Origin of the sequence: Halomonas sp. GXIMD04776 (assembly GCF_049808615.1) — a bacterium.
Classification (GTDB): Bacteria; Pseudomonadota; Gammaproteobacteria; order Pseudomonadales; family Halomonadaceae; genus Modicisalibacter.
The window spans coordinates 13,197-31,219 of sequence record NZ_JBNCAN010000005.1 but is presented as its reverse complement, the minus strand read 5'-3'; the positions used below and the strand labels follow the sequence as shown (position 1 = coordinate 31,219).

19 protein-coding genes and 2 pseudogenes are annotated in these 18,023 nt (G+C 60.8%); 9 read left to right on the top strand and 12 right to left on the bottom strand.

Going from position 1 to position 18,023, the window contains the following annotated elements; genetic code table 11:
* Positions 1–41: 41 nt before the first annotated feature.
* Both ACPF7Z_RS04475 and ACPF7Z_RS04470 read right to left on the bottom strand, forming a co-directional pair.
* Entirely contained in the window at positions 42–539 is a 498-nt protein-coding gene (locus ACPF7Z_RS04475) for a type II toxin-antitoxin system YhaV family toxin (RefSeq protein ID WP_425191970.1), read from the bottom strand.
* Positions 536–871 (bottom strand): type II toxin-antitoxin system PrlF family antitoxin, encoded by a 336-nt coding sequence (locus ACPF7Z_RS04470; protein WP_425191969.1) that lies wholly within the window; start codon positions 869–871, stop codon positions 536–538. The genes ACPF7Z_RS04475 and ACPF7Z_RS04470 overlap by 4 nt, the downstream gene beginning before the upstream one ends.
* Before the next feature lie 252 nt (positions 872–1,123).
* On the opposite strand from ACPF7Z_RS04470, the pseudogene ACPF7Z_RS04465 reads away from it, so the two are divergent.
* The 3 genes and pseudogenes from ACPF7Z_RS04465 to ACPF7Z_RS04455 form a co-directional block, all read left to right on the top strand.
* Positions 1,124–1,257, top strand: a pseudogene (locus ACPF7Z_RS04465) (recombinase family protein); the annotation flags it as partial.
* A 62-nt stretch (positions 1,258–1,319) separates the two neighbouring features.
* The gene (locus ACPF7Z_RS04460; protein ID WP_425191968.1) at positions 1,320–2,687 is read left to right on the top strand and encodes an ATP-dependent nuclease; all 1,368 of its coding nucleotides are present in this window, start codon (positions 1,320–1,322) and stop codon (positions 2,685–2,687) included.
* Positions 2,684–4,612 carry a UvrD-helicase domain-containing protein gene (locus tag ACPF7Z_RS04455; RefSeq protein WP_425191966.1) on the top strand — a complete coding sequence of 643 codons (1,929 nt, stop codon included), beginning with the start codon at positions 2,684–2,686 and terminating at the stop codon, positions 4,610–4,612. Before ACPF7Z_RS04460 ends, ACPF7Z_RS04455 begins: the two co-directional genes overlap by 4 nt.
* Before the next feature lie 377 nt (positions 4,613–4,989).
* On the opposite strand, the gene ACPF7Z_RS04450 is transcribed toward ACPF7Z_RS04455, so the two are convergent.
* From ACPF7Z_RS04450 to trxC, 5 genes are all read right to left on the bottom strand, one after another.
* Complete coding sequence (locus ACPF7Z_RS04450; protein ID WP_425191964.1) at positions 4,990–5,178, bottom strand: transposase; 189 nt, start codon at positions 5,176–5,178, stop codon at positions 4,990–4,992.
* Between the two features lie 53 nt (positions 5,179–5,231).
* Entirely contained in the window at positions 5,232–5,444 is a 213-nt protein-coding gene (locus ACPF7Z_RS04445; RefSeq protein ID WP_425192129.1) for a hypothetical protein, read from the bottom strand.
* Positions 5,414–5,536, bottom strand: a complete 123-nt coding sequence (locus ACPF7Z_RS04440; protein WP_425191963.1) for a hypothetical protein — start codon at positions 5,534–5,536, stop codon at positions 5,414–5,416. Before ACPF7Z_RS04440 ends, ACPF7Z_RS04445 begins: the two co-directional genes overlap by 31 nt.
* Before the next feature lie 175 nt (positions 5,537–5,711).
* Positions 5,712–6,563 (bottom strand): class II glutamine amidotransferase, encoded by an 852-nt coding sequence (locus ACPF7Z_RS04435; protein WP_425191962.1) that lies wholly within the window; start codon positions 6,561–6,563, stop codon positions 5,712–5,714.
* 104 nt (positions 6,564–6,667) lie between these two features.
* Positions 6,668–7,105: a thioredoxin TrxC gene (gene trxC, locus ACPF7Z_RS04430; RefSeq protein ID WP_425191961.1), complete on the bottom strand. Its 438-nt coding sequence runs from the start codon at positions 7,103–7,105 to the stop codon at positions 6,668–6,670.
* 368 nt (positions 7,106–7,473) lie between these two features.
* On the opposite strand from trxC, the gene ACPF7Z_RS04425 reads away from it, so the two are divergent.
* The 6 genes and pseudogenes from ACPF7Z_RS04425 (at position 7,474) to ACPF7Z_RS04400 (ending at position 13,430) form a co-directional block, all read left to right on the top strand.
* On the top strand, positions 7,474–7,683 hold the full coding sequence (locus ACPF7Z_RS04425) for a YgaP family membrane protein (RefSeq protein ID WP_425191960.1): 210 nt from the start codon (positions 7,474–7,476) through the stop codon (positions 7,681–7,683).
* Between the two features lie 62 nt (positions 7,684–7,745).
* Complete coding sequence (locus tag ACPF7Z_RS04420) at positions 7,746–8,444, top strand: glutathione S-transferase family protein (RefSeq protein WP_425191959.1); 699 nt, start codon at positions 7,746–7,748, stop codon at positions 8,442–8,444.
* A gap of 156 nt (positions 8,445–8,600) precedes the next feature.
* Positions 8,601–9,596 carry a ubiquinone anaerobic biosynthesis protein UbiU gene (ubiU, locus tag ACPF7Z_RS04415; RefSeq protein WP_425191958.1) on the top strand — a complete coding sequence of 332 codons (996 nt, stop codon included), beginning with the start codon at positions 8,601–8,603 and terminating at the stop codon, positions 9,594–9,596.
* Between the two features lie 11 nt (positions 9,597–9,607).
* Positions 9,608–10,507 (top strand): U32 family peptidase, encoded by a 900-nt coding sequence (locus ACPF7Z_RS04410; protein ID WP_425191957.1) that lies wholly within the window; start codon positions 9,608–9,610, stop codon positions 10,505–10,507.
* Between the two features lie 224 nt (positions 10,508–10,731).
* A pseudogene (locus ACPF7Z_RS04405) lies at positions 10,732–12,669 on the top strand (ribonucleoside triphosphate reductase).
* Positions 12,666–13,430 (top strand): anaerobic ribonucleoside-triphosphate reductase activating protein, encoded by a 765-nt coding sequence (locus tag ACPF7Z_RS04400; protein WP_425191956.1) that lies wholly within the window; start codon positions 12,666–12,668, stop codon positions 13,428–13,430. The pseudogene ACPF7Z_RS04405 and the gene ACPF7Z_RS04400 overlap by 4 nt, the downstream one beginning before the upstream one ends.
* Here the strand turns inward: ACPF7Z_RS04400 and cdd are convergent.
* From cdd to deoC, 5 genes are read right to left on the bottom strand one after another with little or no spacing between them, the layout of a single operon-like run.
* A complete protein-coding gene (gene cdd / locus ACPF7Z_RS04395; protein ID WP_425191955.1) occupies positions 13,419–13,844 on the bottom strand; it encodes a cytidine deaminase in 426 nt (141 codons plus the stop codon). The two genes, ACPF7Z_RS04400 and cdd, sit on opposite strands and share 12 nt — an antisense overlap.
* The gene (gene deoD / locus ACPF7Z_RS04390) at positions 13,841–14,575 is read right to left on the bottom strand and encodes a purine-nucleoside phosphorylase (RefSeq protein ID WP_425191954.1); all 735 of its coding nucleotides are present in this window, start codon (positions 14,573–14,575) and stop codon (positions 13,841–13,843) included. Before deoD ends, cdd begins: the two co-directional genes overlap by 4 nt.
* The gene (locus ACPF7Z_RS04385; RefSeq protein WP_425191953.1) at positions 14,575–15,909 is read right to left on the bottom strand and encodes a phosphopentomutase; all 1,335 of its coding nucleotides are present in this window, start codon (positions 15,907–15,909) and stop codon (positions 14,575–14,577) included. The genes deoD and ACPF7Z_RS04385 overlap by 1 nt, the downstream gene beginning before the upstream one ends.
* Positions 15,906–17,234 (bottom strand): thymidine phosphorylase, encoded by a 1,329-nt coding sequence (gene deoA, locus ACPF7Z_RS04380; protein ID WP_425191952.1) that lies wholly within the window; start codon positions 17,232–17,234, stop codon positions 15,906–15,908. Before deoA ends, ACPF7Z_RS04385 begins: the two co-directional genes overlap by 4 nt.
* Positions 17,234–18,022: a deoxyribose-phosphate aldolase gene (deoC, locus tag ACPF7Z_RS04375; protein WP_425191951.1), complete on the bottom strand. Its 789-nt coding sequence runs from the start codon at positions 18,020–18,022 to the stop codon at positions 17,234–17,236. The genes deoA and deoC overlap by 1 nt, the downstream gene beginning before the upstream one ends.
* Position 18,023: the final 1 nt, after the last annotated feature.

Here is an 18,023-nt window from a genome sequence, read left to right as displayed (position 1 = left end):
CGATCCGATGCTTCTTGATGCCTTCATAGGCCGATCAAAACTCAAGGCTTATCATCCTCTGTTCCCAGAAACGCCTTGATGCGTTCGCTATCACTGGTAGCTGCTCTCCTCAAGTCATTCCAGCTATCCGGTGGATTACCGTTATTGAGCATTTTGCGGAAAACAGCGTAAGCGTCCTGCTTGCTGTCGTAAGCGCGCTTGGTGGATTCGTCGTTGACCCAGACGAAGATGAGGATCTTGCTCGCAAGATCGTAGCGAAAGAACAGCCGGTACTGCTGGTAGAACGTTGCCCGACACCAATGGGTATGCTCATTCCCGAGCGTGTTTCCTTGGCGATATCGAGGGCTTGCCGGATCCTGTGGAATGTCGTTCTTGATCAGTTTCACAATCGCCGCCAGACGCTTGGCGGCGGGTTTGCTGCGATAACCGAGCGGATCCTTTGCCTGGAGCCGCCTCACCTTGCTGGTGAGCGCATCGACCTGCTCCAGGAACAGTGGGTGTGCGTAGATCGTCCATCCGTTTACTTTCAGAGGACTCATGCGTCATCGTCGTCCACTGGCAGTTCCTCATCGAGGTCTACCTCAACGCCTGCCGTCAGGCGTTCGGCTTCGGCAAAGGTGCCGGCAGTGACAGGACGAATGTTTTCCGGATGCTCCCGCAGGTCGCGCTCCAGGAATGCCAGGAAACCGGCCATTACGAGATCCTGGCTGGACTCGTCGAGGGCGCGGGTAAGCACCACTTCCCCATCAGGGCGAATCGTGTAGTGAATCCGATCACGTCGGTTCAGCTTCAGTGCACGACGAACAGATGCCGGCACGGTCGTCTGATAACGATCCGTCAGGGTGGAGTCATCCTCAATGACCGTGTTCATGATTGGCCTCCCACAGTAGCAATGCAAGGTAATGCACTAAAAGTAATGCATATGCATTGCTTCGTCAATGACAAGAAAAGCGATCTTATGGTGCCGGCTCGACACCTTATTCTAATGTGGCCTCCGGTGTGCGGCCATGATGTAAAAACAATCATCAGACAGCCAGCCAAGACAATGTACTAAATTAGATTTTCTTGTTGGCTTATCGAACAAAAAGATAGGGGGACGGATTAAAGGACACGAAGGCGATCAATAGCGCTGATCGGCTATGTGCGGGTCTCGACGGCGGAGCAAGACATCGCCTTGCAGACAGATACGCTTCGTAAAGCGGGGTGCGGCGAATCTTCGATGACACCGCTGACTTGGTGCATGGCGAGCAGCTCGGTCGATATTTCTCTGGCTTCTACGACGGCTACTGCTTCCTGCCGCTCTGCAAGAGGTCGAGGGAATGGGCTATCCTGGCGTAACCGATCCGCGCCTGCAGATTTCTTCGCGCCTAAAGCCCGTAGACGGGCTGAATCACGACGCTGCGGTCCAATACGTCATCTCGACTGGTGATGGTAAAGCCAAGATCGAGCTGAATTTGCCCGAAGACTCTAACGGCCTTGGCTACCAGAATCTCATCTCGATGATATTCAGGTTGATGAGTTTCAGGGATGCCTGGATGCGCGTTGGGAAGGCGGCCTCGCAGTCAACCACGCAGCCAGATGCCTTCATTCCGCCGCTCCATCTCGTACTTATCGAAGAGCCGGAAGCCCATCTGCACACTCAAGTGCAGCAGGTCTTCATCCGGCAGGCCTATCGGGTGTTGCGAAAGCACGACAATCTCGGGGAGTCCGAGAATCTCAAGACCCAACTGATCGTCAGCACGCATTCCAGCCACATCGCGCACGAATGCGATTTCGATCATTTGCGCTATTTCCGCAGGCTACCTGCCACGGGCGAGATGATCCCCATATCGTGCGTCGTAAATCTCGGCACTGTCTTCGGGACTGACACCGAGACCAAGCGCTTCGTCACCCGCTACATCAAGGTCACACATTGCGATCTCTTCTTCGCCGATGCCGCAGTGCTGGTCGAAGGGCCTGCCGAACGCATTCTCGTTCCTTTCTTCGTTCGACATCATGCAGAGCTTTCACCTCTCCATGAGTGCTACATCACCTGGCTTGAGATCGGAGGGAGTCATGCTCATCGTCTCAAGCCACTGATCGATCATCTCGGGCTTACATCCTTGATCGTCACTGATCTTGACGCGCGCAATGCGGAGAACAAGTCCGTGCCGCCCAAACGCGGGGACGGACTGAAAACCCGCAATCCGACGCTGAAGTCTTGGTGCCCTGGCAAAGAGGACTTGGACGAGCTTCTCGACCTCAAGCCCGAAGAGAAGAGCATCTGGCACAATCAGCTGCGGTTTGCGGTGCGCGCCGCCTATCAGTGTCCTGTCGTGATTGAATTCAAAGGCGGGAAGGCCGAGGCGCTTTGCAACACGCTTGAAGACGCGCTCGTGCTTGAGAACCATACATTGTTTGGCGAGTCTGATGGCACCGGTTTGTGGGCGAAGTTCAAGACAGCGATCGAGAACAGCGACGATGTCGCGGGATTGGTTGAAGCCATTCTCGATGCACTGAAAACAGGGGTAAAAGCGGAGTTCGCCCTCAATCTGCTTGAGCTTGATGACCCAAAGAAATTGCAGCCGCCATTCTACATCCTCGACGGACTGAAATGGCTGTCCGGTCAACTGAAGGAGCGACAGGAAGACCTGGGCCTGATCGTCACCAAAGCTGCTCCCGCCGCAGAGGAGCAGCCAGAAGCATGACAGCCGAAGCCGCTGAACTCAGCAACATCACTCTCGACGATCCGGTTGACGAGGAGATTGCCTCCTATCTCGATCTTGCGAGTCCGCGCTGCTTCTTTCTGTTTGCAGGCGCGGGATCAGGTAAAACCCGATCGCTTGTAAAGGCGCTCAATCACGTCAAAGCCACTTATGGGCGCGACCTGTCGCTGCACGGCTATCGTGTCGGCGTGATCACCTATACCAATGCGGCTTGCGAGGAGATCAAGCGCCGGATTGATTTCAGCCCCTTATTCTACGTCGCGACGATCCACAGTTTTGCGTGGGAGCTCATCAAGGGGTTCCATCACGACATTCGTGAGTGGCTTCGCGAGAGCCTCGTGGCCGATATCGAGGAGTTGAGGGTTCAGGAGGAGAAAGGTCGCGCGGGTACGAAGGCATCAATCACACGTTTGGCGCAGATCGAATCAAAGTCGAAACGGCTAGATCGTCTCGGCGAAATCAAGTCTTTCTCCTACAATCCCAATGGCGAGAACAGGGAGCCCAATTCGCTAAACCACTCGGAAGTGATCGCGATTTGCTCGGCCTTCATAGCGCAAAAGCCGCTAATGCGGTGGATACTCGTGGGACGCTTCCCGTTTCTCCTGATTGACGAAAGCCAGGATACCAATCGCCATCTCGTCGATGCGCTATTTGTTCCGGCCCAAGAGCACTCCGATCGGTTTGCTCTGGGGCTGATCGGCGACGTGATGCAGCGGATTTATGCGGACGGAAAGGAACGGATCGAAGACGCGCTGCCGGAAAATTGGGCGAAACCCTCCAAAAAGCTCAACCACCGATGCCCGAAGCGCGTGGTGACGCTAATCAACAAAATCAGGTCGGAAGTCGATACTCACATTCAGGAGCCGCGAAGCGATGCCATTGAAGGGCATGTTCGCCTCTTCATAAGGCTGTCTGGTGCCCCAGACCGAAAGGCCGTTGAGGACGAGATCAGGGCGCGCATGGCAGCCGTCACTGATGACGCGTCGTGGGGCCAGATTGATAACTGCAAGGTTCTCACGCTTGAACATCACATGTCCGCGAAGCGCCTCGGCTTCGAAAACGTGTTCGCGCCCTTGTACGAGATCGACTCGTGGCGAACGGGGCTGCTTGATGGAACCCTTCCGGCGACCCGCTTCTTTACCCAGTCCATCCTTCCGCTGATTGAAGCGAGTAAACGCGGTGACAAGTTTGCCGTCTCTCGGATCGTGCGCCAGTCGTCACCATTAGTGACTGCGCCAGCGCTGAAAGCCGCCGAAGATGCGGGGGCATTGCTGAAGCAGGCGCAGTCTGGCGTCGATGCTTTGATGGCGCTTTGGGAAGAGGGCGATCCAGTTTGCGGCGAGGTGCTGCGCAGTGTTGCCGAGCATCAACTTTTCGTCATTCCTGATGCCCTGTTGCCGGTCGTGGAAGTTCTCCTGGCTGAAAGCGCCGAAGCCGAAGAAGCTGCCCCTGAGGCAGAAGCCGATGACAAAGCGGGCGATGAGGCGGACGATCCTCTCACGCCAGAGATGGGCGCTCTTCTCTCGATGATGAACGCACCCTTTGCTGAAATCGATATTTACCGCCGATACGTCTCGGGGCTTGCCTCGTTCGACACCCACCAAGGCGTGAAGGGGCTGGAGTTCGAGCGGGTCATGGTGATCATGGACGACTCCGAGGCGTGCGGGTTCATGTTCGGATATGCAAAGCTCTTGGGCGAGAAAGCCCCCACCGCGACCGATATGAAAAATATGGAAGAAGGGAAGGACACGTCGATCGATAGGACAAGGCGACTGCTTTACGTCACATGCAGCCGCGCAGAACGAAGCCTCGCCTTCGTCGCATACTCGGAGAATCCTGAAGCGGTCAAAGCAAACGTCATCAGTAATGGTTGGTTCTCGGAGGATGAGATTGATATCACGAAGTGATTAGCCATTTGTTTGCGAGCGATAGTCCGCTCGAAAGATTTCTCGGTCGGGCCAATTTTCCTGTGAAATAGTTCCCGCTCGGGGTCGAAGATAAGCCTCCGTTCTCGGCCATCGTGGTAACGCTAGAAACATAGCGGCGCGCGTGAAGCGATCATAGGGTCTAAGCACGCTCCGGCTTGCTGCGCCGCTCTGCAACACGCTCTTCTCCTAGCCCAGCTGTTGCCACGAGCTGCTCAGAAGCGTCTAGATTCATGGTCCAGTGAGCATGATGGCTCCCATGACCAAAAATTGACTGCTTTTTGATCAATTTTCTAAGCTTAAGGCGCACTCCCCCTACCCCTCTGTGTTTTCAGCGCCGGGGACAGCACGCAGCGGGGTTATCCGAGCACCAATTTGCTGGCTAGCGGCAGGAAGATGCCGTGGTCGTAGTAACTATTGAAGTGGTGTCCGAACTGCTGGCCGTGCACTCGGTCATCGGTGGCGTCGAAGTCAAGATAAAGCGGCTTCCTGGGCAACTTACGAAACGAGCGGATGAACTGCTCGACCATCTCTTCGTGTATCGTCACTGCCTAGTCCTGACCGGCCTCCTGCTCGAAGCGACACAGGCTGGATTGACTGGCTAGCGCGTCATTCGTGTCGACGGCGATCGGCAGTACGATGTCGTGGCGTAGCTCGTAATGATAGTTGAGATTTTGTAACCCAGGACCAGGCCAAGGATCCGTTGGCGAACCAGGATCTCCGTGCGATGCACGCAGCGCTTAGGATCGCGTTCATCGCTCAGCCGGTGGGCCACGGCACGTGTCAGGCCCACCCCCCGGTCGAGTTGACGCAGAAGTAGAATGCCGCCATCGGAGTGATATCGCTGCCGGCGAAACTGGCGACGATCTGACGGCCTTTACAGCGTGGAAAGGAAGCGAAGGGCATGGTACATTTTATCATGACAACTAAGTCGGTTGGATCAGGTGTAAGGCATTGAATCATAACCGATTTTCAGCCGTTTTTTCATATCTGGTGCAGTATTCGGGTTAGTCGTCTAACACCTTAACAGGGCCCTCTGTTTGGCTTGTTGTGTAAAGAAAACAAACGTTTCTTGCCATTCTCAACGCAGCGTGCCTGGACTTAAAATCGCCGCTTCGGCGGACATTCGCGCCACGACTCTGCCATGCCTCACGGCGAGCAATTCGCCTTCGTCGAGCGCTTGCCAACCGGGATCCGACGTCAGCGGAATACTGGCGAATAAGGCGACGTGCTGCGAAGCGTCTGGAGACTCGATCGTTAGACCCGGTGTCTCTAACACCGCTTCCGAGGGCGCACAGCGCCTGTGAAGCACATGCAGGCCCGGCGGCCGGATGCCGGCCTGCCCTTGCGTGCGCTTGTGGCCATGCGCGAATAAGGCATCGCCATCGGCATAGAGGAAGTTTGCCGGTCCGAACTCACGAATTTCCGCAGCAAAGTTCGATACGATGACGAGCCGGTCTTCAAGCGCCGGTACACCGTCGGTCGCGAGCCAAAGCGCACGCAGGCGCTCGAGCAGTGCACAGAACGCATATTCGGAATCGGTTTCACCGACGGGATGATACGAGCCGAGCGGCAAATGCGCGGTCAATCGGACCCAATCAAGGTCACCATTGTGGGCGAACACATGCATCGCCCCACCCAACTCCCGAGTGAACGGTTGACAGTTACGGACTTTGCGAACGCCCTGCGTTGCCCTACGAATGTGGCTGACGACCAGCTCGCTCGAAAACGGACGTTCCTGAAGGAAGCGAATGCAGGCACTGTCGCTGGCCGGCTCGGCCTCTTTGACGAGACGCACGTCGCCATCCAGATAATAGGCGATTCCCCAGCCGTCCTTGTGCGGACCGGCGAGCCCGCCTCGGCGGGAAAACTCCTCGAGCGAATAATGCACGTTTGTCGGCGAGCCACTCGACATCGCGAAGAGTTCACACATGACACTCTCCTATGGAAGCGCTGAAGAAATCGCCGAGCAGCTCAAGCACAAGGCGCACGGAGCGCAGGAACCGCACAGCCTCTCTATCACTTTTTCGACAAGCTCTACAGCAGATGAGGTCGAAGCCACTGGGTGAGCTGAGAAGCCTGCATCACGCCTGCCTGACGAGCGACCTCCTGACCGCGACGAAAGACTACCAAGGTAGGAATGCTGCGAATACCGAAGCGCCCGGCGATGCCTTGCTCGGCCTCGGTGTCCAGCTTGGCGAAACGTAGCCGCGGTTCGAGTTCTCGGGTCACCTGGGCGAAGATCGGGGCCATCATCTTGCAGGGCCCGCACCAACCCGCCCAGAAATCCACTACGATCGGCAGATCGCTGCGATTCACCATCGCATCGAAGTTGGTGTCATTCAGCTCGATGGGTTCACCGGTGAATAATGCCTGCTTGCACTTGCCGCATCTGGCGCCCTCGCCCAGTCTGCTCGTCTGGACGCGGTTTATGCTGAGGCAATGGGGACAGGCCAGTTGAATGGCATCGCTCATATCACTCTCCCGAGGCGTTATATTCCGTGATTGATTGTTGGTATAGAGACAGGGCATGAGTGGGTCAACAGCCAATAGATCGCGCGAAACTTGTCGATCAGGCCGATACCGACCAGCCCCTTGTTTATGAAGAACTGCTGCATGGCCGCAAGGGCGACTCCCGGACAGATCAACATGGCGGCACCCCTCCCTCGAGGACTGATGGTGGGAAAGTGTCACGCCCCAGCATCATGAATGAACAATACACTTTATTTTTTTATATATTGTATATACTCTATGTGTCAAGAACACCGATTCCTTCGGTGCTCGATCGGTAACGTTGCGGTCATGGCCAAGGCTCGTGACCAATCACTCGAAGGAGATTTCATATGAAACCTAATGTCGGCAACGTCGAGCGCGGAATACGCATCGCCGCCGGACTGATCCTGATCGCATTGACATTGACGAGCGTCATCGGCTGGTGGGGCTGGATTGGCATCGTACCCTTGATCACCGGGCTGTTTCGATTCTGCCCCGCCTATCGGCTGCTGGGCATCAATACCTGCAAGCGCAAGCCTCTCGACAAGCCAAGCCACTAGCCTCGAACGTCTGCCGACGCATGGCCTCTAACCGTCGGCAGGCACTCTCCTCGGGAGCTTCCATGATCGAGCTGCATCAGTTCCGCCCCTTCTGGGGGCTGCCCAACGCCAGCCCCTTTTGCATGAAGGCGGAAACCTATCTGCGCTATCGAAAAATTCCCTTTCGTTCGGTGCCGAGCGGACCACGCCGCTCGCCCTCGGGACAGATTCCCTTCGTCGTCGACGGCGCGCAGACCGTGACCGATTCCCAGGCCATCATCGAACATTTCGAGGCTCGCCAGCCAACGCACCTGGACGCCGATCTCGACGAGGCCCAGAGGGCGATGGCCTTCTTCGTGCGGGAGCTGGTGGAAGAGCGCCTCTACTGGCAGATCACCTACATGCGCTGGGGGGACCCCGCCGGCTGGCGCGTCTTCAAGCCGGACCTGACGCCCTATCTACCGCGCGCCCTGCGTGGCCCGGGACTGTTCGCGATACGTCGCACGCTGCTGCGTCGCATGCGCCGGCGCGGCCTGTCGCCCAACGACCCGGCCACCGCCTATGCGCAAGGCACGCCGGTGCTAGATGCCCTGTCAAGCCTGCTGGGAGACAAACCGTTCTTCCTCGGCGAGACACTACACAGCCTGGACATGAGCCTGCACGCCTTTCTGGCCAACATTCTCGACCAGCCCCACGAAAATCCCTTGCAGACTCATGGCCGCCGCCTAAGCAACCTGGTCGACTACACACAGCGAATGAAGGCGCTGTGCTATGGGGAGTAAGGCGACACGGCGCTCCAACTCCCTCCCTTAGTTACCCTGCCTCGCAGCGAGCTCTTGACACAGCCGCTAGCACCAATCACGCCAAGAATGATTTGAATCAAAACAGATACATCTTGCCTCGATTAGCATGGATGGATTTTCAGTCAGGAGAGAGTCATGGAACTCGTGTGCCCGGCGGGCAACCTGCCCGCGCTGAAACGCGCCGTGGACGATGGCGCCGATGCGGTCTACTTCGGTTTCCAGAACGCCACCAACGCCCGCCAGTTCGCCGGCCTCAACTTCACCGAGAAGCGCGCCCGGGAAGGGATTGCCTATGCCCATTCCCGGGGCAAGCGGGTGTTCTGCGCCATCAACACCTACCCCCAGCCCGCCGGCTGGTCCCAGTGGACGAAGGCCGTGGATCAGGCGGCGGATCTTGGCGTCGATGCCTTGATAATGGCCGATCTGGGCCTGCTCGATTACGCCGCCCGGCGACACCCGGATCTATCCCGCCACCTCTCGGTACAGGGCTCCGCCACCAGCTACGAGGCGCTGCGCTTCTACCACGAGCACTTCGGCATCAAGCGCGCCGTGTTGCCCCGGGTGCTGTCCATGACCCAGGTACGCGACGTGGCCAAGAAGAGCCCGGTGGAGCTTGAGGTCTTCGCCTTCGGTAGCCTGTGCATCATGGCCGAGGGGCGCTGCTATCTATCGTCCTACCTGACCGGCGAGTCGCCCAATACCCGGGGCGTCTGCTCCCCCGCCGCCCACGTGCGCTGGGAGGAAACGCCTCGCGGGCTGGAATCGCGCCTGGGGGGCGTGCTGATCGACCGCTACGGCGAAGGCGAGCGAGCCGGCTACCCGACCCTGTGCAAGGGCCGCTTCGAGGTGGACGGCGAGACCTATCACGCCATCGAGGAGCCCACCAGCCTCAATACGCTGGACCTGCTGCCGGAATTGAAGGAGCTCGGCATCAGCGCGGTGAAGATCGAGGGGCGCCAGCGCAGTCCGGCCTACGTCTCCAAGGTGGCGGGCATCTGGCGCCAAGCACTTGATCGGCTCGACGCCAATCCCGAGCGCTTCCAGCCCGATCCCGCCTGGCAGGTCGATCTCGGCGAACTCTCCGAGGGCGCCACCACCACCCTGGGCGCCTACGAACGCCGCTGGAAATAAGGAGCACAAGGATGCAACTCTCCCTCGGCCCCGTGCTGTTCTACTGGACCCGCGACCACTATGCCGCTTTCTATCGTGACGCCGCCGACTGGCCGGTGGAGATCGTTCATCTCGGCGAGACGGTCTGCTCCCGCCGCCGCGACATGAAGCTCGACGACTGGCTGGGCATCGGTCGCGAACTCGAGCAGAGCGGCAAGCAGGTGGTGCTCTCCTCCCAGACGCTCATCGAATCCGAGGCCGACCTGCGCGGCCTGCGCAAGCTGTGCGCCAACGGCGAGTTCCTGGTGGAAGCCAACGATCAGAGCGCCCTGCAGTTACTGATCGCCGCGAACCTGCCTTTCACCGCTAGCGCGTCGCTGAACCTCTACAACCCGGCGGCCATCGGCGTACTGGCCAAGGCCGGCCTGCAGCGCTGGTGCGCCCCGGTGGAAATGCCCCGGGACGACCTCGCCACCCTGCTCGACGAATGCGCCCGGGAAGGACTCGATCAGCCCTGCGAGGTGTTCGCCTACGGCCACCTGCCCCTGGCCTGGTCGGCGCGCTGTTTCACCGCCCGGCGCCACCAGCATCCCAAGGACCGCTGCCAGTTCGTCTGCCAGCACTATCCCGAGGGGCTCGCCCTGCGCTCCCAGGAGGCCGAGGGCGTGTTTACCTTGAACGGCATCCAGACGATGTCCGGCGCCTGCCAGGACCTGCGCCGCGAGATTCCCGACATGCAGTCGATGAGCGTCGGCGTGGCGCGTCTGAGCCCCCGCGCCACCGGCATGGCGGAGGTCGTTCACGCCTTCGACCAGGCCCGGCGCGGCGAACTGCCCCCCGCCGATCCGCTGGCGCTGGTCGAGGCCGAGATCTGCGACGGCTACTGGCATGGTCGGCCCGGCATGGCAAACACACAAACCGCTTCGGGCTAAGGATATCTCGCCCCCTTACTCGCCACTTCCTACCAACGCCCCCACTGCGCCCATCGTTCTCCGATGGGCGTCTTCGTTTTGTCGCAACCAATCATTTTATTGACTCGAGTCAATCTTTCCCGGCGACAAACCTTTTAGGCTTCATGCACAACATGTAGTGCTTTATAACCTTTTCGATAGCACATATAGGGGAACCAGTGAACACACTCGTTACCGAAGCCGACATGCCGCGGCACCTGGACGTTGCCTCAACCGTCAATGAGTACCTGAATCGCGCTGACTGGCGAGTACACGCCAACGCCAACCAGGGCTACTCCCTGGGTGGGCTGATTCTCAACGTCTCCGGCAAGCTGATCGCCAACTACTGGCTGGACGAGGTGTATCCCCAGGCCGTCGGTGAGGCGCACCGGGAAGGCGATATGCACATTCATGATCTGGACATGCTGGCGGGCTATTGCGCCGGCTGGTCGCTGCGCACCCTGCTGAATGAAGGCTTCAACGGCGTGGCGGATCGCGCCGAAAGCACGCCGCCGCGACACCTGACCAGCGCTCTGGGGCAGATGGTCAACTTCCTCGGCACCCTGCAGAATGAATGGGCCGGCGCCCAGGCGTTCAGCTCCTTCGATACCTACCTGGCGCCCTATGTGCGCAAGGACAGTCTGGACTACGCCGCTGTCAAACAGGCGATCCAGGAGTTCATCTACAACCTCAACGTGCCTTCCCGCTGGGGCAGCCAGACGCCTTTCACCAATCTCACCTTCGACTGGGTGTGCCCGGCGGACCTGCGCGAGCAGGTACCAGTGATTGGTGGCAAGGAGCAGGGATTCAGCTACGGCGAGTTGCAAGCCGAGATGGACCTGATCAACCGCGCTTACCTGGAGGTGATGGAAGCCGGTGACCGACAGGGGCGGGTGTTCACCTTCCCCATCCCCACCTACAACATTACCCCGGACTTCGCCTGGGACAGCGACAACGCCGAGCGCCTGTTCGCCCTGACCGCCAAATATGGCCTGCCCTATTTTCAGAACTTCCTCAATTCGGATCTGGAGCCGCACATGGTGCGCTCCATGTGCTGCCGCCTGCAGTTGGATCTCAGTGAACTGCTCAAACGCGGCAACGGTCTGTTCGGCAGCGCCGAACAGACCGGCTCCCTGGGTGTGGTGACGATCAACTGCGCCCGGCTGGGCTACCGTTTCGCCGGCGACAAAGCCGGGCTCTACGCGGAGCTCGACCGGCTGATGGAACTCGCCCGGGACAGCCTGGAACTCAAGCGCGAGCGCATTCAGCAGTGGATGGACGCCGGGCTCTATCCCTACTCCAAGCGCTATCTAGGGACGTTACGCAATCACTTCTCGACCCTGGGGGTCAACGGACTCAACGAGATGGTGCGCAATTTCAGCGAAGACCGCCTGGACATCACCGATGAGGAAGGCCGCGCCATGGCGCTGGAGCTGCTGGATCATGTGCGCGAACGGATGCGCGAGTTCCAGGAGCACACCGGGCATCTCTACAACCTGGAAGCCACCCCGGCGGAAGGCACCACCTATCGTTTCGCCAAGGAAGACGCGCGCCGTTATCTGGGCATCCTGCAGGCCGGCACCGAAGAGGCGCCCTACTACACCAACTCCAGCCAGCTGCCGGTAGGCCATACCGACGATCCTTTTGAAGCACTGATTCATCAAGACCCGCTGCAGAGTCGCTACACCGGCGGCACGGTGCTGCATCTGTACATGCGCGAGAAGCTCTCCAGCGCCGCCGCCTGCAAGGCCCTGGTACAGAGGGCACTGTCGCGCTTCCGGCTGCCGTATCTGACCGTCACCCCGACCTTCTCGATCTGCCCGGTACACGGTTACCTGGCCGGCGAGCACGAGTTCTGCCCACGCTGCGACGAGGCGCTGCTGGCAGGACAAGCCCAGGCCACGGCCTGAAAACCCTGACCACGATCTGCCGCGCGATCGTGAACGAAGCACCACCATCGACAAAGGAATCATTCAATGAACCATCAAACTTCACGCGACATGCTTCCCAACGACCAGCGCCAACGCTGCGAAGTCTGGACCCGAGTCATGGGCTATCATCGCCCGGTCAGCCAGTTCAACGTGGGCAAGCAGTCCGAGCATCGCGAACGGCGCCACTTTTGCGAAGCGACGTTGAATTCATGAGTATCGATGTTCGCCGGGAGCCTTGCTCCCGGCATCAAGACAGTATCGAGCAGGATGGCATTCACCTGCCCGTGGCGGGCCTGACGCCGATGACGACCCTGGACTATCCGGGCCATCTGGCCTGCGTGGTCTTCCTGCAGGGCTGTCCGCTGCGTTGCGGCTACTGCCACAATCCGCAGATGCTCGCATCGCGCCGGAGCGAGCCCCAGGAATGGCTGGAAATCCACGAATTTCTGGAAAATCGGCGCGGGCTGCTCGATGGCGTGGTATTCAGCGGCGGCGAACCGACCCAGCACGCCGATCTGGCACCGGCCATGCGTGACGCCAAAGCGCTGGGTTTCAAGGTGGGATTGCATACCGCGGGCATCTACCCAAGTCGCCTCGAGACACTCCTGCCCTGGCTCGACTGGGTAGGATTAGACGTCAAAGGACATGCCGACGACTTCGAGCGTATCGCCGGGCGCCGCAGGGTCTGGAAGCGCCATGCTCAGAGCCTGGCACTGTTACTGGATAGCGGCATCGATCTCGAATGTCGCACGACAGTTCACTGGCGAGACTTCGATCTCAAGGCCATCGAGCGTTTAGCACTGAGCCTGGTCGATTGCGGCGTGCGTCATTATGCACTTCAGCTGGCACGTCATGACCAATGCCTGAACCCCGCCTACACCGAACCGATCGTCGATGCCCCGCGGCCAGAAGACGCGGCGAGACTCGTGAGACGCCTCGCCCCTTACTTCGACCAGCTGACGCTACGCGAATGACGACTTCCCAAGATTCTCGGGGCCGAAGGCATCCGGCAACAGGGCTTCCATAGTGTATTCCCGCAGCAGTCGGCCACCGGCATCGAGGACCAGAATCCGCGTGTCGGCACTGGCAAACTCACGGATACGCTGCCGACAGTCGCCGCAGGGTGTGCAGAGATGCTCGCCGGGGCCGATCACGTACACCCGCTGCAACTGACGCTCCCCCGCGCTGACCATGGCGGCGATGGCCGAAGCCTCGGCACAGAGCCCCTTGTAGTGGGCGGTCTCCACATTGGCCCCGGCGTAGCGTGTACCGCTTTCGCTCTCCACCAGGGCGCCGACCGGATGATTCGAGTAAGGCGCGTAGGCGCGATCGCGCACGCCGATCAGCTCGGCGACAAGCCCGGCATCGATACCACTCGAGGCACTCATGGCGTTGCCTCCCTTGCCCGATCGTCTCGCAGCACCGACTCCAGGGCCACCACCATCATGTCGTCGAAGGTGGCCTGACGCTCGGCACTGGACAACGAACCGCCCTTCAGAATGTGATCGGAAACGGTGCACAGCGTCGCGGCCCGGGCGCCGAATTCGGCAGCCGCCCCATAAAGGCCCGCGGCCTCCATCTCCACGCCGAGGATGCCGTAGCGCTTGAGTAGTTCGGCGATCTCGGGACGCGGATCGTAGAACAGATCCGCCGAGAAGAGGTTGCCGACCTTGACTGCCACACCCTGGGCCGCGGCGGCTTCCACCGCATGGCGGGTCAGCTCGAAGTCGGCGACGGCGGCGAAGTCCATGCCCGCGAAGCGGGTACGATTCACGCCGGAGTCGGTGCAGGCGCCCAGGCCGATGACCACATCGCGCAGGGCGATGTCGTCGCGCACCGCCCCGCAGGAACCGACACGAATCAGCGTCTTGACGCCATAGTCGACGATCAGCTCTCGGGCGTAGATGGATACCGAAGGGACGCCCATGCCATGTCCCATCACCGAAATGTCGCGCCCCTTGTAACGTCCGATGAAGCCACTCATGCTTCGCACGCTGTTCACTTCCCGCACGTCGTCGAGGAAGGTGTCGGCGATATACCGGGCGCGCAACGGATCCCCGGGCATCAGTACGGTGTCGGCGAAATCGCCAGGCTCGGCATTGATATGGGGGGTTGCCATCAGGATTTTCCTCGTGGGGCGGTAGAAAGGAAGCTGGTTCCATCGGCCATCGCCGGCAGGCCGAAGTAGGCGGCGAGACTCTGGCCGATATCGGCAAAGGTTTCCCGGGCGCCCAGCGAGCCAGTCGCCATCCCCGCGCCTCGGACGAGTACCGGGATATGCTCCCGGGTATGGTCGCTGCCGGGCCAGGAGGGGTCGCAGCCATGGTCAGCGGTGAGGATCAGGAGATCGTCGTTGCCAAGTTTGGCAAGAAGCTCGGGCAGTCGCGCATCGAAGCGCTCCAGGGCTGCCGCGTAGCCGGCGATATCGCGGCGATGACCGTAGCGCATGTCGAAATCGACGAAATTGGTCATGATCAGGCTGCGGTCGATGGCCTCATCCAGGGCCGCCAAGGTGGCGTCCATCAACTCATCGTGGCCACTGGCCTTGACCGAGCGCGAGATGCCGCAATGGGCGTAGATATCGGCGATCTTGCCGATGGCGATCACCTCGCCACCGGCATCGTGAAGCTTCTGCAGCACGGTGGCCGATGGAGGTTCGACGCTGTAGTCACGCCGGTTGGCACTGCGCACAAAGGTCCCGCCCGTCTCGCCGGTGAACGGACGCGCGATCACCCGGCCGATGTTGTAGGGCTCGAGCAGGCGCCGGGCGATTTCGCAGACCCGGTAGAGCCGTTCCAGACCGAAGACCTCCTCATGTGCGGCGATCTGGAACACCGAGTCCGCCGAGGTGTAGACGATGGGCTTGCCGCTGGCAACGTGTGCTTCACCGAGCCGGGCGATGATCTCGGTGCCCGAGGCATGGCAGTTGCCGATCACCCCGGGCAGTTCGGCCTCGCGTACCAGTGCCTTGAGCAGTTCGGCGGGAAAGCTATCGGTCGGCGCGTCGAAATAGCCCCAGTCGAAGCGCACCGGCACCCCGGCGATCTCCCAATGGCCGGAGGGCGTGTCCTTGCCGGAGGATACCTCGCTGGCGTAGGCATAGGCCCCGTCAAGCGTCTCGGGTATGGCCATGCCCTCGGCCCAGGTGCCGGTACTCTCGCGGTGGGCATGCAACAGCCCCAGACGCGCCAGGTTGGGCAGCTTGAGCGGGCCTCGACGGCCAGGGGCAGTTTCGGGGCCCGATGAGAGGCCGGCTTCGGGGCCTGTTGAGAGCCCGGCTTCGGGGCCTGTTGAGAGGCCGGCTTCGGGGCCCTGTAAAGTGTCGGCATCCCCCCGGGCACAGGCGGCAGCGATGTGCCCCAGGGTGTCGGCACCGGCGTCGCCGAAGTCGGCGGCATCCGCGGCGGCACCGATGCCGAAGGAGTCGAGTACCAGTACGATGGCACGTGTCATTTGGCCTCCCGGCGGATCGCATCGTGAATCAAGGTGGGCGGTGTAACCTCGTCATCGCCGATCTCGGCCGCGGCGCGCAGGCGCTGGGCGGCGCGCTGGGCGTCGGCCTGATTCCGGGCGTGAATGATCGCCAATGGACGCCGGTCATCGACGCGTTCGCCCAAGGCCGCGATATCACTCAAGCCGACCCCGTGATCGATGGCCTCCCCGGCCTGCAGACGCCCCCCGCCCAGTTCAACGACGGCCATTCCCAGGGCCCGGGTATCGAGACGCCGCAGGATGCCCGGTCTGTCGGCATGCACCACGATCTGGCAAGGTGCCTGAGGCAGATGACGATCGGCGCGCTCGAGCAGATCCGTGGGCCCGCCGAGCCCCGCTACCATGCGCGAAAAGCGCTCGGCGGCGTCTCCGGAGGAAAGCGCCCGGTCGAGACGCGTCATCGCCGCTTGGCGCGACTCGGCCAGGCCACCCTGAAGCAGTATCTCCACCGCCAGCGCCTGGGTCACCTCGAACAAACGACCCTCGCGCTTGTCACCGGAGAGCAGCGCGATGGCTTCGTATACTTCCAAGGCATTGCCCGCGCAAGGCGCCAGTGGCTGGCTCATGTCGGTGAGTAACGCCGTCGTCGGCGTTCCCGCCCGGCTGGCCACCTCGGCAATGGCGTTGGCCAACTCGATGGACGCCTCCTGTGTGGGCATAAAGGCGCCGCTGCCCACCTTGACATCCATGACCAGGGCGTCGAGCCCGCAAGCCAGTTTCTTGCCCAATATCGAGGCGACGATCAGCGGCAGCGACTCCACCGTGGCGGTGACATCGCGGACCGCATAGAGGCGCTTGTCGGCGGCCGCCAGATCTGCGGTCTGGCCGATGATCGCCACGCCGACCTCCTGGACCAGACGACGAAAGCGCCCCTGATCCGGCGACACGTCGTAGCCGGGAATCGACTCCAGCTTGTCCAGCGTGCCCCCGGTATGCCCCAGACCTCGCCCGGAAACCATCGGCACGTGGCCGCCGCAGGCAGCGATCCAGGGGCCAAGTACCAGCGATACCAGATCGCCGACTCCGCCGGTGGAGTGCTTGTCGAGTACCGGACCAGGCAGTTCGAGATCGTCCCAGCGCAGCACCTGACCCGAGTCCCGGATGGCGGTAGTCAGTGCCACGGTCTCGGCATCGCTCATGCCGTTGAGATACACCGCCATGGCGAAGGCCCCCAGCTGACCGTCACCGATACGCTCCTCGGCAATGCCACGCACGAATTCGGCGATGGCCTCCGAGGGCAGCTCGAGACCGTCGCGCTTGTGGCGGATCAACTCCTGGGGCAGCATCAATAGTCTCCGGCGTCGTCCGGGACGATGGCCACGCCAAGGGTGACGAGCAGGCTGTCGAGCAGACTCGAGGCGCCGAAACGAAAGTGCGCCGGCGTGAGCCAGTCACTGCCCATGATGCGCGTCGCCAGCTGCAGATAGGCCTGGGCATCTTCGGCACTACGCACGCCGCCGGCAGCCTTGAAACCCACCTCACGATCGGCGTGGCGAATCAGGGTCAACAGGATCTCCGCCGACTCGAGGGTCGCATTGACCGTCACCTTGCCGGTAGAGGTCTTGAGGAAATCTGCGCCGCCGTCGATGGCCAGTTCACCGGCCCGCCGGATCAGGGCCGGATCGTTCAGCTCGCCAGTTTCCAGGATCACCTTGAGCGTGGCATCGGCACACACCGACTTGCAGGCGTCAACCAGTTCGCGACCTTGCTCCTCGTCGCCCGCCATAAGGGCACGATAAGGAAAGACCACATCCACCTCGTCGGCACCGGAGGCGACCGCCGCCCTGACCTCTCGGGCAACCTTCATGAGCTCACCGTCACCGCCGGGAAAGTTGGCGACGGTGGCGATCTTCACGGTATTGCCAAGGCCATAGGCGGACAGTGCGCGTCTGGCGGTCGCCACGAAGGCTGGATAGATACAGACCGCCGCCGGTGTGCCGACGGAAGTTTTGGCGCGTCGGCACAATGCCTCGATGGTGGCGTCGCTGTCGTCATCATTGAGACTGGTGAGATCCATCAGACTCAAGGCCTGACGTGCCGCATTGCGAAGTTCGTTATCGGAAGAATGGGTCATA